The following is a 14444-nucleotide window of genomic DNA, read 5'->3' as shown; positions in this document are numbered from 1 at the left end:
TCATGTCTGAGATGACTCCCCGCGAGATTGTCAGCGAGCTTAACCGCTTTATTATCGGCCAGGACGGCGCAAAGAAGGCCGTGGCGATTGCGCTGCGTAACCGCTGGCGCCGCATGCAGCTCGACGAAGAGCTGCGACATGAAGTGACGCCAAAAAACATCCTGATGATTGGCCCGACCGGTGTCGGTAAAACCGAAATCGCGCGTCGTCTGGCAAAACTCGCCAACGCGCCTTTCATCAAAGTCGAAGCCACGAAATTCACCGAAGTGGGTTACGTGGGGAAAGAAGTCGACTCAATTATTCGCGATCTGACCGACTCTGCCATCAAAATGGTGCGCAGTCAGGCCATCGAGAAAAACAAATACCGCGCCGAAGAGATGGCGGAAGAGCGCATTCTTGATGTGCTGATCCCACCAGCGAAAAATAACTGGGGCCAGGCTGAGCACACTGCCGAACCTTCTGCGGCCCGTCAGTCTTTCCGCAAGAAACTGCGTGAAGGCCAGCTGGATGATAAAGAGATTGAGATCGATCTGGCCGCATCCGCAGCCGGTGTTGAAATCATGGCGCCTCCAGGCATGGAAGAGATGACCAGCCAGCTGCAGTCGATGTTCCAGAACCTCGGCGGACAGAAGCAGAAAGCGCGCAAGCTGAAGATCAAAGAAGCCATGAAGCTGCTGATTGAAGAAGAAGCGGCAAAACTGGTGAATCCGGAAGAGCTGAAGCAAGACGCCATCGAAGCCGTTGAGCAGCACGGTATCGTGTTCATTGATGAAATCGATAAGATCTGTAAGCGCGGCGGCCAGAATGCGGGCGGCCCGGATGTATCACGCGAAGGTGTACAGCGCGACTTGCTGCCACTGGTGGAAGGCTGCACCGTGTCCACCAAGCACGGCATGGTGAAAACCGACCACATTCTGTTTATCGCTTCAGGCGCGTTCCAGGTCGCCAGCCCGTCAGATCTGATTCCAGAACTGCAGGGTCGCTTGCCGATTCGTGTAGAGCTGCAGGCGCTGACCGTGAATGATTTCGAACGTATTCTGACGGAGCCAAACGCTTCTGTGACCGTACAGTACAAAGCACTGATGGGCACTGAAGGCGTGAACGTTGATTTCACCGAAGACGGCATCCGTCGCATCGCCGAAGCCGCATGGCAGGTGAACGAAACGACTGAAAACATCGGTGCGCGTCGTCTGCACACGGTGCTGGAGCGTCTGATGGAAGACATCTCCTATGACGCCAGCGATCGCAACGGCGAATCCATCACCATCGATGCTGATTACGTAGGCAAGCATCTGGACGAATTGGTGGCCGACGAAGATCTCAGCCGCTTTATTCTGTAAAGGTTCCATCGTTATCCGCTGCCCGGCCACTGTGCCGGGCATTTTTTTACGCAGGATATTGATGCAGCGCTTTTTTTAGCGGGTGATGATTTTGCCAACAATCGTCAGATAGCGATATACTTACCGCTCCTGTGGCAAACAGACGATACCCTCATGAAATACGATACTTCCGAACTCTGTGACATCTACCATGAAGAAGTGAACGTGGTTGAACCGCTCTTTTCCAATTTTGGCGGACGCACCTCATTCGGTGGGCAAATCACCACAGTGAAATGTTTCGAAGACAACGGCCTGCTTTACGATCTGCTGGAAGAGAATGGCCGGGGTCGCGTGTTAGTGATTGATGGCGGCGGCTCGGTACGTCGTGCTCTGGTTGATGCGCAACTGGCGCGTCTGGCAGCGCAAAACGAGTGGGAAGGCCTGGTGATCTACGGCTCAGTGCGTCAGGTGGACGATCTGGAAGAGCTGGAAATTGGTATTCAGGCGATTGCCGCGATTCCGGTCGGTGCGGCGGGAGAAGGGATTGGCGAAAGTGACGTGCGCGTTAACTTTGGCGGCGTAACCTTCTTCTCTGGAGACCATCTTTATGCCGATAACACCGGCATCATTCTGTCGGAAGACGCCCTCGATATCGAGTAAGCCTCAACAAAAACGGGTGCCGCAGCACCCGTCATGGGTTTAAGCATAGACGCTTAAACCTCTTCCATTTTTCCCAACAGTGCACGCAGACGCTCCTGCCACACGTGCTGTTCTTCTTTCAGATGCTGGTTTTCACGCACCAGTGCATCCTGGTTGCCGGAAGCCTGGCTAGCTTCGTTGCGCAGCGTATTATTCTGATCTTTCAGTTCTTCGATTTCCATCTGTAGCAGGGTGATGGTATCAATCGCCTGCTGTACTTTGGCTTCCAGTTTCTCGAACACTTCAAATGACATCTTTATGACCTCTCCTAAATCTCTTGCAAGGCGTTGATGGTGCTGGGACTGCCTTGTTATGGTGCGTCCAGCCACGATGTCCCGATTGTATGTAGCCACACCCCGCAAGTCCAGCGACACAAGGCCTGCACGGGCAGTCTGTAACACTTTTCAGTTAATGCTTAAAAAAATGCTCACGATCGCGCATTTTTGCGCGCGGTCACGATATTGGACTTAAGTAAAGCAGGGTTAATGGCCCTTAAAGAAAGGTAAAAGACGCGAAAACGCGCATTTTTATGACGGAGTACACATATTTCGATTTCGCTATTTCTCGTTTATGCTCGTTAACGATAAATTCACATCAGCCCTACATAAGAGCTGGGTGACTCATGGATTGAGAACAAAAACTGATAAAATTTAACCTCGCTTCAGGAATGCCATTATGAGTCAGACAACGAACACACTAAAAGGTCAATGCATCGCCGAGTTTCTCGGTACCGGTTTGATCATCTTTTTTGGTGCAGGCTGTGTTGCTGCATTAAAACTGGCTGGTGCCGCATTCGGTCAGTGGGAAATCTGTATTATCTGGGGTCTTGCTGTCTCCATGGCCGTATATCTCAGTGCGGGCGTATCCGGCGCGCATTTGAATCCAGCGGTAACGGTCGCGCTGTGCCTGTTTGCTAACTTTGAAGGCCGCAAAGTGCTGCCTTACATCCTGGCGCAGGTTGCCGGTGCCTTCTGTGCGGCGGCGCTGGTTTATGGCCTCTACTACAATTTGTTCTTTGATTATGAAGCCAGCCATCAAATGGTGCGAGGCAGCGTGCAGAGCCTCGATCTGGCCGGTATCTTCTCAACCTACCCTAACCCGCACATCAGTGTCGGTCAGGCGTTCCTGGTTGAGATGGTGATTACGGCGGTACTGATGGCGGTGATCATGGCGCTGACCGATGACGGCAATGGCGTACCACGTGGTCCACTGGCTCCGCTGTTAATTGGTCTGCTGGTTGCCGTGATTGGTGGTTCAATGGGCCCGCTCACCGGCTTCGCACTCAACCCGGCGCGTGACTTCGGTCCTAAGCTGTTCGCCTTCATCGCAGGTTGGGGTGATGTGGCCTTCACCGGCGGCAAAGATATTCCTTACTTCCTGGTTCCGATTTTTGGCCCACTGGTGGGTGCTTGCCTCGGAGCCTTCGGTTACCGTTCACTGATTGGCCGTAACCTGCCGGTCAACGTGGCGGAAGCCAGCAAAACAGAAAAACCGGTCGCACGCGCTGAGCAGCGTAAAGCGTAAGTTTCATCGTTAATCATCAGGAAAATAAAATGACTACGACTGATAAAAAATACATTCTCGCGCTCGATCAGGGCACGACCAGCTCGCGTGCCGTGGTACTCGATCATGACGCGAACATCGTCGCCGTCTCGCAGCGCGAATTCACCCAGATTTACCCGAAAGCGGGCTGGGTAGAACACGACCCAATGGACATCTGGGCGTCACAAAGCTCAACGCTGGTCGAAGTGCTGGCCCATGCCGACATCCGTTCTGATGAAATTGCCGCGATTGGTATCACCAACCAACGTGAAACTGCCATCGTGTGGGATAAAGAGACCGGTAAGCCGATCTATAACGCCATCGTCTGGCAGGATCCACGTACAGCGGACTATTGTAACAAGCTGAAGAAAGAGGGTCTGGAAGAGTACATCCAGCACACCACCGGTCTGGTGATTAACCCTTACTTCTCAGGCACCAAAGTGAAGTGGATCCTCGACAACGTTGAAGGTGCGCGCGAGCGTGCAAAACGTGGCGAGCTGCTGTTTGGTACCGTTGATACCTGGCTGGTATGGAAAATGACCCAGGGGCGTGTGCACATCACCGACCACACCAACGCCTCTCGTACCATGATGTACAACATCCACAAGCTGGAGTGGGATGAGCGTATGCTGGAGATCCTCGATATTCCGCGCGAAATGCTGCCGGAAGTGAAAGGCTCTTCTGAAATCTACGGCCAGACCAACATCGGGGGTAAAGGCGGTACGCGTATTCCAATCGCGGGTATTGCAGGTGACCAACAGGCAGCCTTGTACGGCCAGCTGTGCGTACAACCGGGTATGGCGAAAAACACCTACGGTACCGGCTGCTTCATGTTGATGAACACCGGCACCGAAGCCGTGACTTCAACGCACGGTCTGCTGACTACCATTGCTTGCGGCCCGCGTGGCGAAGTGAACTACGCACTGGAAGGTGCGGTGTTCATCGGCGGTGCCTCCATTCAGTGGCTGCGTGATGAGATGAAGCTGATCAGTGATTCAACGGACTCTGAATACTTCGCCCTGAAAGTGAAAGACACCAACGGCGTCTACATGGTGCCTGCGTTTACCGGTCTGGGTGCGCCTTACTGGGATCCGTATGCCCGTGGCGCCATCTTCGGTCTGACGCGCGGTGCCAACGCAAATCACATCATCCGTGCAACCCTGGAATCGATTGCTTATCAGACACGTGACGTGCTGGAAGCGATGCAGAACGATGCAGGCACCCGTTTGCAATCTCTGCGCGTGGACGGTGGTGCGGTCGCCAACAACTTCCTGATGCAGTTCCAGTCAGACATTCTCGGTACGCGCGTTGAGCGTCCGGAAGTACGTGAAGTGACCGCGCTGGGTGCAGCTTACCTTGCTGGCCTGGCGGTGGGCTTCTGGAGCGATCTGGAGGAAGTACGTGCGAAAGCGGTCGTTGAACGTGAGTTCCGCCCAAGCATCGAAACCACCGAACGCAACGTGCGCTATGCAGGCTGGAAGAAAGCCGTGGCGCGTGCGCAAGCGTGGGAAGACGCTGAGTAATACCTTTGACCCGCGGCACCCTGCCGCGGGTTTTTCTCCCCGCCCTGCTTTCCCCTCCGTGTTACACTGCCTGCCTGTTTTTTATCAGGTGCAACCATGAAACGAGAACTCGCGATTGAATTTTCCCGTGTGACCGAAGCCGCTGCATTAGCGGGCTATCACTGGTTAGGACGCGGCGATAAAAATGCGGCCGACGGTGCAGCCGTCCACGCCATGCGCATTATGCTCAATACCATTGATATCGACGGTCAGATTGTGATTGGCGAAGGCGAAATCGACGAAGCGCCGATGCTCTATATCGGTGAAAAAGTCGGTACCGGCCGTGGGGATGCGGTGGATATCGCTGTCGATCCTATCGAAGGCACACGCATGACGGCGATGGGTCAGGCCAACGCACTGGCAGTATTAGCCGTGGGCGATAAAGGTAGCTTCCTGCACGCACCTGATATGTACATGGAAAAACTGATTGTCGGGCCCGGCGCGCGCGGTGCTATCGATCTCAACCTGCCGCTCGAAGCCAATCTGAAGAACATCGCCATCGCTCTGGATAAACCCCTCAGCCAGCTGACCGTGTCGATTCTGGCTAAGCCGCGCCATGACGCGGTGATCGCTCAGCTCCAGCAGCTCGGCGTGCGTGTGTTTGCCTTCCCGGATGGTGATGTTGCGGCCTCGATTTTGACCTGCATGCCTGACAGTGAAGTGGATGTGCTTTACGGTATCGGCGGTGCGCCAGAAGGTGTGGTGTCCGCTGCAGTGATCCGTGCAATGGATGGCGACATGCAGGCTCGCCTATTGGCGCGCCACGACGTCAAAGGCGACAGTGAAGAGAACCGTCGTTTGGGCGAGCAGGAGCTGCAACGTTGTGTTGAAATGGGCATTAAAGCCGGAGAAGTGCTGAAGCTGGAAGAGATGGCGCGTAACGATAATGTGATTTTCGCCGCCACCGGTATCACCACCGGTGACCTGCTCAAAGGCATTACACGCAAAGGCAACATCGCTACCAGCGAAACCCTGCTGGTGCGCGGTAAATCACGCACCATCCGCCGCATCCAGTCGATCCATTATCTGGATCGCAAAGACGCGGCGCTGCATCAGTTTATCCTGTAATCGCCTGTTTGCCGCTCTCCGGATGACGTGAGAGCGGCCACCAGCACAGCAGCATCACCAGCGATGTGACAAACATCAGCATGCCGAGGCTCGACTGATCGTGCTGCGGCAGTAGCGCCGACAGCCAGGCAATTACGCCAGAGCCCAAATTCTGTATGCCACCAATCAGCGCGCCCGCACTCCCTGCTAACCATGCATACGGCTCCATCGCACCGGATGTTGCCAATGGGAACAGCATCCCGGCACCAAAGAAGAACAGTGCGGCAGGCACCAGCAGTGTCCAGATATTCATGATGCCGAACCATGCCGGAATCCACATCAGCAGACCCGCCAGCAAGCAACTGTTCACGCCGTACCACATCAGCGTATGCCAGGACTTCTGCTCGCGTCCGGCAAACCACGCACCAAAAAAGGCGGCCGGGATTGGCAGGATAAACAGAATGCTGACGGTGATGCCATCCAGACCGAGCACGCCCCCCATCAACACGCCACAGCTGGCTTCAAACACAGCGATGCCTGCCAGGGCGCCCACCAGCAGCAGCAGATAGCGGATAAAATTCCCGTCGCTAAGTAAGGTGGCATAACGGCGCAGAAACGGTGTGGCAGGCGTATCCACGGGACGCGTTTCGGGTAGCCAGCGCGCCATGGAAGCTGTGACGCCGACGCACAGCAACAGCAGAAAGGCAAAACAAGCGTGCCAGCCAAACAGGTGCGTCAGTAGCGCGCCAATCACCGGTGCCAGCAGCGGGCTCACCAGAATTCCCATATTCAGCAGACTATTGGCCTGGCGCAGGGCGATACCGGAATAGAGATCGCGCGGCATAGTGCGCGCCATCACCCCCGCGACGCCAGTACCCAAACCCTGCACCGCGCTGCCCAGCACCAAAATCTGCAGTGATGGCGCAAACATGGCGATCAATGCCCCCACGGCAAAGATCGTCATACCGATAAGGATCACCGGACGACGGCCAAAGCTATCTGACAACGGACCATAGATCAGTTGTGATCCACCATAGGTCATCAAATAAGCGGCCATGACCTGCTGCATGCTGCCACTGCGTACGTTCAGGGCTTCGGCCATGTTCGCCATCGCCGGCACATAGATGGTTTGCGCCATCTGTCCGACCGCCACCAGCACGATCAGCATGAATAACAGGAAGCGGTTTTGTGTTTTATTCTTCAACATGGAACAAAATGTCTGCCTGAGAAACAAAATAAAAGCAGCACTAAAAAAGTGCTGCTGGCGATTAATGGCGGCAAAAATATCAGGATTGCGTTACAAATCGAGAGGTGAGCGCAAAGCGACTGGCACAGTGGTGTCAAGATTACGTACCGGGTCGTAACCCGACCGCTACAGTTGATGTGGAGTGCGCATGATTTGTCGCTGAGAGCCCTTTACTCTCCGCTGGGCTGGAAATCTGTGAGAGGGCTGACGATGATAGTGATACGCCTGAATAATCAATAATAAGGAGCGATCATGGCAGAGTGGATCAATGCGGAAGTGAAAGAAGTGAAAAACTGGACCGATGCACTGTTCAGCCTGCGCGTTACCGCGCCGATTGATACCTTTACCGCCGGGCAGTTTGCCAAGCTGGCGCTGGAAATTGATGGTGAACGCGTGCAACGCGCCTATTCATATGTGAATGCACCGCGCGATCCCTTACTGGAGTTCTATCTGGTCACGGTGCCAGAGGGTAAGCTCAGTCCACGTTTGCAGGCATTGCAGCCTGGCGATCAGGTGATGGTGACCAAAGAAGCCGCCGGATTCTTTGTACTCGATGAAATTCCCGACTGCAGCACGCTTTGGATGCTGGCCACTGGCACGGCGATCGGTCCTTATTTATCGATTCTGCAACAGGGCGAAGACCTGGAACGGTTTGATAACATTGTGCTGGTACATGCGGCACGTTTCGCCGATGACCTGAGCTTCCTGCCGTTGATGCAGCAGCTGCAACAGCGTTATCAGGGCAAATTGCATATTCAGACGGTGGTGAGTCGCGAAGAGATCGCCGGTTCGCTGCACGGTCGTGTTCCGCAGCTCATTGAGAGCGGTGAACTTGAACGTGCGGTGGGTTTGCCGATGACCGCTGACACCAGCCACGTGATGCTGTGTGGTAACCCGCAAATGGTGCGCGATACCCAGCAATTGCTGAAAGATACGCGTGAGATGCGTAAACATTTCAAACGCAAACCCGGCCATATGACCAGCGAGCATTACTGGTAATCCATGCGGTGTGAATTTTCCCTGTGCGGGTTTTGACTTTGGTCGGTAAAAACCGTTCTAATCGTGGGCTAAGTGAATGATTTAGGGCCGAAGCAATGAAGAACCTGCCAGTCGCGCTGCTCTTGAGCGTCGCGCTGACATTTCCCGCCTGGGCGGAGGATGCGACACCGCAGGATCGAAGCGATCACCTGCCTGCCGCCCCTTATCTATTGGCAGGTGCCCCCACCTTCGATATGACCATCGCGCAGTTCCGCGAGAAGTACAACGCAACGAATCCGGACCTGCCGTTGCAGGAATATCGTGCGATTGATAATCGAGACGATAAAAGCAACCTGACGCGCGCCGCCAGCAAGATCAATGAAACACTCTATGCTTCTACCGCGCTGGAGCAGGGCACCGGAAAAATCAAAACGCTGCAAATTACCTGGCTACCGGTTCCCGGCCCGGATATGAAAGCCGCGCAGGCACGTGCGATGGATTACATGACAGCATTATTGCGATTTTTTGTCCCAGGTTTATCGCCTGCAGATGGACGCAAAAAGCTTGATGCATTGCTCAGCGCAGGCAAAGGCGCACGCTATTTTGCCAGTACTGAAGGCGCATTGCGTTTTGTGGTCGCGGATAACGGTGACAAAGGATTAACCTTCGCGGTTGAGCCAATAAAACTGGCGCTCGCGACCCCTTGATCACCGCGGCAAAAATGACGAAAAGCAAAGCCAGCGACACGTTTGATCTCTATACTGTCTGGCAGACATCGCTGCCCGATGGCAGCGCTATTTCATGAATCGCGTTATGCGGAGGAAAGAATGCGACATCCACTGGTTATGGGTAACTGGAAACTGAATGGCAGCAAGCACATGGCAGGCGAGCTGATTGAAGGTCTGCGCAAAGAGCTGTCTGGTGTTGAAGGTTGTGGCGTAGCAATTGCTCCACCCACTCTCTATCTTGACCTGGCAAAACACGCCGTCTCCGGCAGCCACATTGCACTGGGTGCACAGAACGTTGACGTTAACCTGTCTGGCGCATTCACCGGTGAAACCTCCGCAGAAATGCTGAAAGATGTCGGCGCGAAATACATCATCATCGGCCACTCTGAGCGTCGTACTTACCACAATGAAAGCGACGAGTTCATCGCCAAGAAATTTGCTGTTCTGAAAGCAGCCGGCCTGGTACCAGTCCTGTGCATCGGTGAAACTGAAGCAGAGAACGAAGCGGGCAAGACTGAAGAAGTGTGCGCACGCCAGATCGACGCCGTGCTGGAAACCCAGGGTGCTGCCGCGTTCGAAGGCGTTGTTATCGCCTATGAGCCAGTCTGGGCAATCGGTACCGGCAAATCAGCCACTCCAGCGCAGGCCCAGGCCGTGCACAAATTCATTCGTGACCATATCGCGAAGAAAGATGCGGCGATTGCTCAGCAGGTTATCATTCAGTACGGCGGTTCTGTTAACGACAAAAATGCCGCAGAACTGTTCACCCAGCCAGATATCGATGGCGCGCTGGTTGGCGGTGCTTCACTGAAAGCCGATGCGTTCGCAGTGATCGTGAAAGCAGCTGCAGCAGCGAAAAACGCCTAAGTTTTTCGGTGTGGAACAAGGCGGCTGATGAGCCGCCTTTTTTATTGCCAGAGATTCGTACTGAGACATGTAACTCATACACTGAGGAAGATGTGATGAAACAGTTCTGGAACCCTCCAGCGTGCTTATACGTTTCATTGAAGCTTTATATTGGAAACCATGGTTAATGGTTCAAAATCTGGCATTGGTGGTCCTGCAACTCCTCCGCAGAACCGCTGTTTAGCATTAACCAGTTACGTTCCAGCGCCAGCAACGCTAAGCGCCCATCCGGTAATTCCGCCAGTGCCATCCCATATTTTCCCATCTCGCTGCGCGCATTAGGCACTTCAGTCGCCAGACGAATAAAGACACTTTGCTGCGCCAGTTCAGCCGTCGACAGTGTGCGAATCAAATAGCGATGTTTGCGCAGCGTGGCTGGTTGCCACTGTTCATTGAGCTTAGGGCTTAACGCATCAAGCCGCTGGCGCACATCAGGACGCAGACAGGAGATGTGGATGTGCAGTTGATTCTGCGTACGGCCATATTGCGCATTAATCGCCAGTGACAGCACGCTATCATCAATCGGTGCACCGCGTTTTTTGGCCAACAGACTGCGCTGCAGCCAGGCGGCGGCAAACAGATTGGGCGTGGTGGGTTCGAGAATAATCGGGCTTTCCATGCCAGTGATTTTTTCAATCGGCATCAGTAAATACTGCAGTGGACCGTTGAGGTCTTTCAGCGTGACATAACCCTGTGCCGTATTCACTTGCTGACAAGGGGCGGGATTGCCACTCTTCGCCAGATTGGGCTCGCACTTTTCACTGATGATCTGCCAGAGGGCATTGGAGTTTTTCTGGAAATGGAAGGCGCTGACGATCAGTCCGACAATCAGCACCAGCAGTAAAACGGTTAGCAACTTCAGGGTGCGACGACTTCCCTGCATGGCCGAATTCCTCTGTTCATCACCTGCCAGCATCCTCGCCTGCCGTCTGGGCAATGTCACGGACTTTTACTGCACTGTAATGCAAAACGGCCAGCATCAGGCTGACCGTTTCAGTTTGATGCGATGAGGATTACGGTTTCATGACCTGATCGTAACTACCACCATCGGCGAAGTGCGCTTTCTGCGCTTGCGTCCAGCCACCGAACTTGCTGTCGATAGTGAACAGTTTCACCGGCGCAAAGGTGCTGGCAAACTTTTTCGCGACTTCAGGATCGCGTGGACGATAAAAGTTTTCCGCTGCGATGGTCTGGCCTTCTGGTGAGTAGAGATACTTCAGGTAATCTTCGGCAACTTTACGCGTGCCCTGCTCATCCACCACCTTATCGACCACCGAAACGGTTGGTTCTGCCAGAATCGATTCGCTTGGCGTGACGATTTCGAACTTGTCTTTACCCAGCTTGTTCACTGCCAGATACGCTTCGTTTTCCCAGGCAATCAGCACATCGCCGATGCCACGTTCTACGAAGGTGTTGGTGGCGCCACGTGCACCCGAATCCTGCACTTCTACGTTCTTGAACAGCGCCTTCACATACGCCAGCGCTTTGGCCTGGTCACCGTTGTTTTGATCCAGTGCCCAGCCCCATGCGGCCAGATAGTTCCAGCGTGCGCCACCTGAGGTTTTCGGGTTCGGGGTGATCACCGATACGCCGGGTTTAATTAAATCGTTCCAGTCATGAATGCCCTTCGGGTTGCCCTTACGGACCAGGAACACGATGGTGGAAGTATAAGGGGCGGAGTTGTCTGGCAGGCGCTTAATCCAGTTTTTATCGATCCGTCCACGGTCAGCAATAGCATCCACGTCAGACTGCAGCGCCAGGGTCACGACATCAGCACGAATGCCGTTGATCACAGAGGTCGCCTGCTTCCCTGAACCGCCATGAGACTGACGGATCACCACATTGTCACCCGTTTCCTGCTTGTAGTGTGCGCTAAACGCTTTGTTGTACTGCTCATACAGCTCACGCGTTGGATCGTAAGAAACGTTTAACAGCTGGATATCCTTTGCCAAAACACTGGTGGAAGCCAGTAACAGGGTGACACCAATACTCCACTTGTTCATTGCTTGCTCTCCCGAGGTCGTTATAGAACAAGACTGACATAAACCAATTCAATGATTAAAGAATTAAAAATAAGTGGTTATAACTGGAGAGAATATAAGTGGGAATAAAAAAGGGCACGGTGGAGGCCGCGCCCTATTTTAGTTTGATTAGTAGAGTTTTTTCGCCGTATCCAGCCAGTCGCGCTTGAATGGGCGCTTCATGTTTTCAATCGCGTCAATGATGTCGTGATGCACCATCTTCTCATTCTGAATACCGACACAACGTCCGCCGTAGCCCTGCAACAGCAGTTCGATGGAGTAGGCACCCATACGTGACGCCAGGATACGGTCGTAAGCGCATGGTGCACCGCCACGCTGAATATGCCCAAGCACCGTTGCACGTGTTTCGCGTTTGGTTTCTGCTTCGATGTAATGCGCCAAATCGTCGATATCACAGATGTGTTCGGTAATGGCCACAATGGCGTGTTTTTTACCTTTGGCGATACCCGCTTTGATCTCTTCGACCAGTTCTTCACGGGTATAAGGAATTTCCGGCAGCACGATGAATTCACAACCGCCGGCGATGGAAGCAGCCAGAGTCAGATCGCCGCAGTAACGACCCATCACTTCCACGATGGAAATGCGCTGATGCGAAGAGGAGGTGTCGCGCAGACGGTCAATCGCTTCAACCACGGTTTCCAGCGCCGTGAAGTAACCGATGGTGTAATCGGTACCGGCAACGTCATTATCGATGGTGCCTGGCAGACCAATGCACGGGAAACCCATTTCCGTCAGACGTTTGGCACCCATGTAGGAACCGTCACCGCCGATGACCACCAGCGCGTCAATGCCGCGCTTCTTCATGTTCTCAATGGCAACCTGACGAACTTCCTCATTACGGAAATCCGGGAAGCGCGCAGAACCGAGGAAAGTGCCGCCACGGTTGATCATGTCGGACACGCTGTATCGGTCGAGATTGATCATACGGTCTTCATACAAACCCAGATAGCCGTCGTAGATACCAAAAACTTCAAGGCCTTCACTCAGCGCGGAACGGACAACTCCGCGGATGGCTGCGTTCATGCCTGGGGCGTCACCGCCGCTGGTCAGTACTCCGATTTTTTTGATCATGACAACCTCTGGATTGTTCAAAACTAAGGATTATTCCTGCCTGCCGACCGGTGTAAACCCGCTCACGATCGTGCGGCTTAATAGTTGCAGATAGTATATCAAAGGCTTGATGCTGAATTGATTCAGGTCAGACAAGTTTTCGCTATTTTTTTACAGAGTTGTTAGCGTTACGTCATTTTTATAACGCAACGCCATGATATTTAAACGCTAAAACTGGAAAAAGCCTTGCTGATTTTCAGGCACCACCGAACAGGGATCCTGATGGATGATAACATCCGAACCGGGAAACTTAAGCCGGAGTGCTTGCTCGATCTGATCCGCTACCTGATGCGCCTGCACCAGCGGCAGGTGGTCATCCATTTCCAGATGAAGCTGGATAAAACGGGTTGGCCCGGATTGACGCGTACGCAGTGCATGGGCACCGCGCACACCTGGCCAGTCGCTAACCAAATCGATAATCGCCTGCTTCTCTTCTTCCGGCAATGCGCGGTCCAGCAAAGATTGCACCGCTTCATAACCCATGCGCAAAGCGTTATAGAGGATGTACACCCCAATCCCCAGCGCAAAGAGCGCATCTGCCCGGACAAAACCATAGCTGCTTAACACCAAAGCCACCAGGATCGCGCCGTTCATCACCACGTCAGATTGATAGTGCAGCATATCCGCACGTATCGCCTGGCTGCGTGTCCGACGCACCACCCAGCGCTGGAAAGTCACCAGTAACAGGGTGGACAAAAGGGCGACCACAGTGACGACGATACCGACCAGCGGCGCACGTAATATATTGGGTGAGGCCAGATGCTGAATACCCGTGAGAAATAAAAACAGTGCCGAGCCGGAAATAAACATGCTTTGTGCCAGTGCGGCAAGCGACTCCGCTTTACCGTGGCCGAAGGTGTGATCAGCGTCCGCAGGCTGGAGTGAATAGCGCACCACCAGTAAATTGGTGAGCGATGCAGCGATATCCACCAGTGAATCGACCAGGGCGGCCAACATACTGACTGAGCCAGTCAGCCACCAGGCAAAAATTTTCACGATCAACAGTAATGTCGCCAGCGTCGTTGCCGCCAGCGCCGCGCGGTTGACGAGTTTCGCGTAGGAGGGATCCATGCCATGCCTCATAGAAGCGTCTGCTCAGCGCAACGCCTTTAGTCACATAATGGCTCAAGTTTATCATCGGCAAGCGTAAGCTGCGTGAAATGAATATTAAGGTGATGATGCAGCACAGGATTGGCAGATAAAAAAAACCCCCGCATCATGCGGGGGAAGACAGGGATGGTGTCTATGGCAAGGAAAACAGGGAT

Annotated in this window: 14 protein-coding genes; 8 read left to right on the top strand and 6 right to left on the bottom strand. The window is 53.8% G+C overall.

What is annotated here, in order from left to right; genetic code table 11:
• The first annotated feature begins 2 nt into the window (after positions 1-2).
• Positions 3-1340: an HslU--HslV peptidase ATPase subunit gene (gene hslU, locus CRO33_RS22770; protein ID WP_045815700.1), complete on the top strand. Its 1338-nt coding sequence runs from the start codon at positions 3-5 to the stop codon at positions 1338-1340.
• Positions 1341-1493: 153 nt separating this feature from the next.
• Positions 1494-1979, top strand: coding sequence for a ribonuclease E activity regulator RraA (gene rraA / locus CRO33_RS22765; protein WP_034823742.1), 486 nt, complete (start codon positions 1494-1496; stop codon positions 1977-1979).
• Between the two features lie 53 nt (positions 1980-2032).
• Here the strand turns inward: rraA and zapB are convergent, their stop codons facing one another.
• On the bottom strand, positions 2033-2272 hold the full coding sequence (gene zapB / locus CRO33_RS22760) for a cell division protein ZapB (RefSeq protein WP_034823745.1): 240 nt from the start codon (positions 2270-2272) through the stop codon (positions 2033-2035).
• Positions 2273-2693: 421 nt separating this feature from the next.
• Between zapB and CRO33_RS22755 the strand changes: the two genes are divergently transcribed.
• The 3 genes from CRO33_RS22755 (at position 2694) to glpX (ending at position 6190) form a co-directional block, all read left to right on the top strand.
• Positions 2694-3542: an MIP/aquaporin family protein gene (locus CRO33_RS22755; protein ID WP_034823747.1), complete on the top strand. Its 849-nt coding sequence runs from the start codon at positions 2694-2696 to the stop codon at positions 3540-3542.
• Positions 3543-3571: 29 nt separating this feature from the next.
• Positions 3572-5083: a glycerol kinase GlpK gene (gene glpK, locus CRO33_RS22750; protein WP_058960112.1), complete on the top strand. Its 1512-nt coding sequence runs from the start codon at positions 3572-3574 to the stop codon at positions 5081-5083.
• 96 nt (positions 5084-5179) lie between these two features.
• Entirely contained in the window at positions 5180-6190 is a 1011-nt protein-coding gene (gene glpX, locus CRO33_RS22745; protein WP_097119674.1) for a class II fructose-bisphosphatase, read from the top strand.
• On the opposite strand, the gene emrD is transcribed toward glpX, so the two are convergent.
• Complete coding sequence (emrD, locus tag CRO33_RS22740) at positions 6180-7376, bottom strand: multidrug efflux MFS transporter EmrD (protein ID WP_058960114.1); 1197 nt, start codon at positions 7374-7376, stop codon at positions 6180-6182. The two genes, glpX and emrD, sit on opposite strands and share 11 nt — an antisense overlap.
• A gap of 291 nt (positions 7377-7667) precedes the next feature.
• Between emrD and fpr the strand changes: the two genes are divergently transcribed.
• From fpr to tpiA, 3 genes are all read left to right on the top strand, one after another.
• Positions 7668-8414: a ferredoxin--NADP(+) reductase gene (fpr, locus tag CRO33_RS22735; protein WP_097119673.1), complete on the top strand. Its 747-nt coding sequence runs from the start codon at positions 7668-7670 to the stop codon at positions 8412-8414.
• Between the two features lie 95 nt (positions 8415-8509).
• The gene (locus tag CRO33_RS22730) at positions 8510-9100 is read left to right on the top strand and encodes a YiiQ family protein (RefSeq protein WP_034823757.1); all 591 of its coding nucleotides are present in this window, start codon (positions 8510-8512) and stop codon (positions 9098-9100) included.
• 120 nt (positions 9101-9220) lie between these two features.
• Positions 9221-9988 carry a triose-phosphate isomerase gene (gene tpiA, locus CRO33_RS22725; protein WP_097119672.1) on the top strand — a complete coding sequence of 256 codons (768 nt, stop codon included), beginning with the start codon at positions 9221-9223 and terminating at the stop codon, positions 9986-9988.
• A 163-nt stretch (positions 9989-10151) separates the two neighbouring features.
• Here the strand turns inward: tpiA and CRO33_RS22720 are convergent, their stop codons facing one another.
• The 4 genes from CRO33_RS22720 to fieF form a co-directional block, all read right to left on the bottom strand.
• Positions 10152-10910, bottom strand: a complete 759-nt coding sequence (locus tag CRO33_RS22720) for a CDP-diacylglycerol diphosphatase (RefSeq protein ID WP_097119671.1) — start codon at positions 10908-10910, stop codon at positions 10152-10154.
• Between the two features lie 130 nt (positions 10911-11040).
• Positions 11041-12030 carry a sulfate ABC transporter substrate-binding protein gene (locus CRO33_RS22715; protein WP_034823765.1) on the bottom strand — a complete coding sequence of 330 codons (990 nt, stop codon included), beginning with the start codon at positions 12028-12030 and terminating at the stop codon, positions 11041-11043.
• 147 nt (positions 12031-12177) lie between these two features.
• On the bottom strand, positions 12178-13140 hold the full coding sequence (pfkA, locus tag CRO33_RS22710) for a 6-phosphofructokinase (RefSeq protein ID WP_034823768.1): 963 nt from the start codon (positions 13138-13140) through the stop codon (positions 12178-12180).
• 207 nt (positions 13141-13347) lie between these two features.
• The gene (gene fieF / locus CRO33_RS22705; protein ID WP_034823770.1) at positions 13348-14250 is read right to left on the bottom strand and encodes a CDF family cation-efflux transporter FieF; all 903 of its coding nucleotides are present in this window, start codon (positions 14248-14250) and stop codon (positions 13348-13350) included.
• Positions 14251-14444 lie beyond the last annotated feature (194 nt).

Origin of the sequence: Pantoea sp. GL120224-02 (assembly GCF_900215395.1) — a bacterium.
Taxonomy (GTDB): Bacteria; Pseudomonadota; Gammaproteobacteria; order Enterobacterales; family Enterobacteriaceae; genus Pantoea; species Pantoea communis.
Note: the sequence above shows the minus strand (reverse complement) of the source record. Positions and strands in the feature narration are given on the sequence as shown.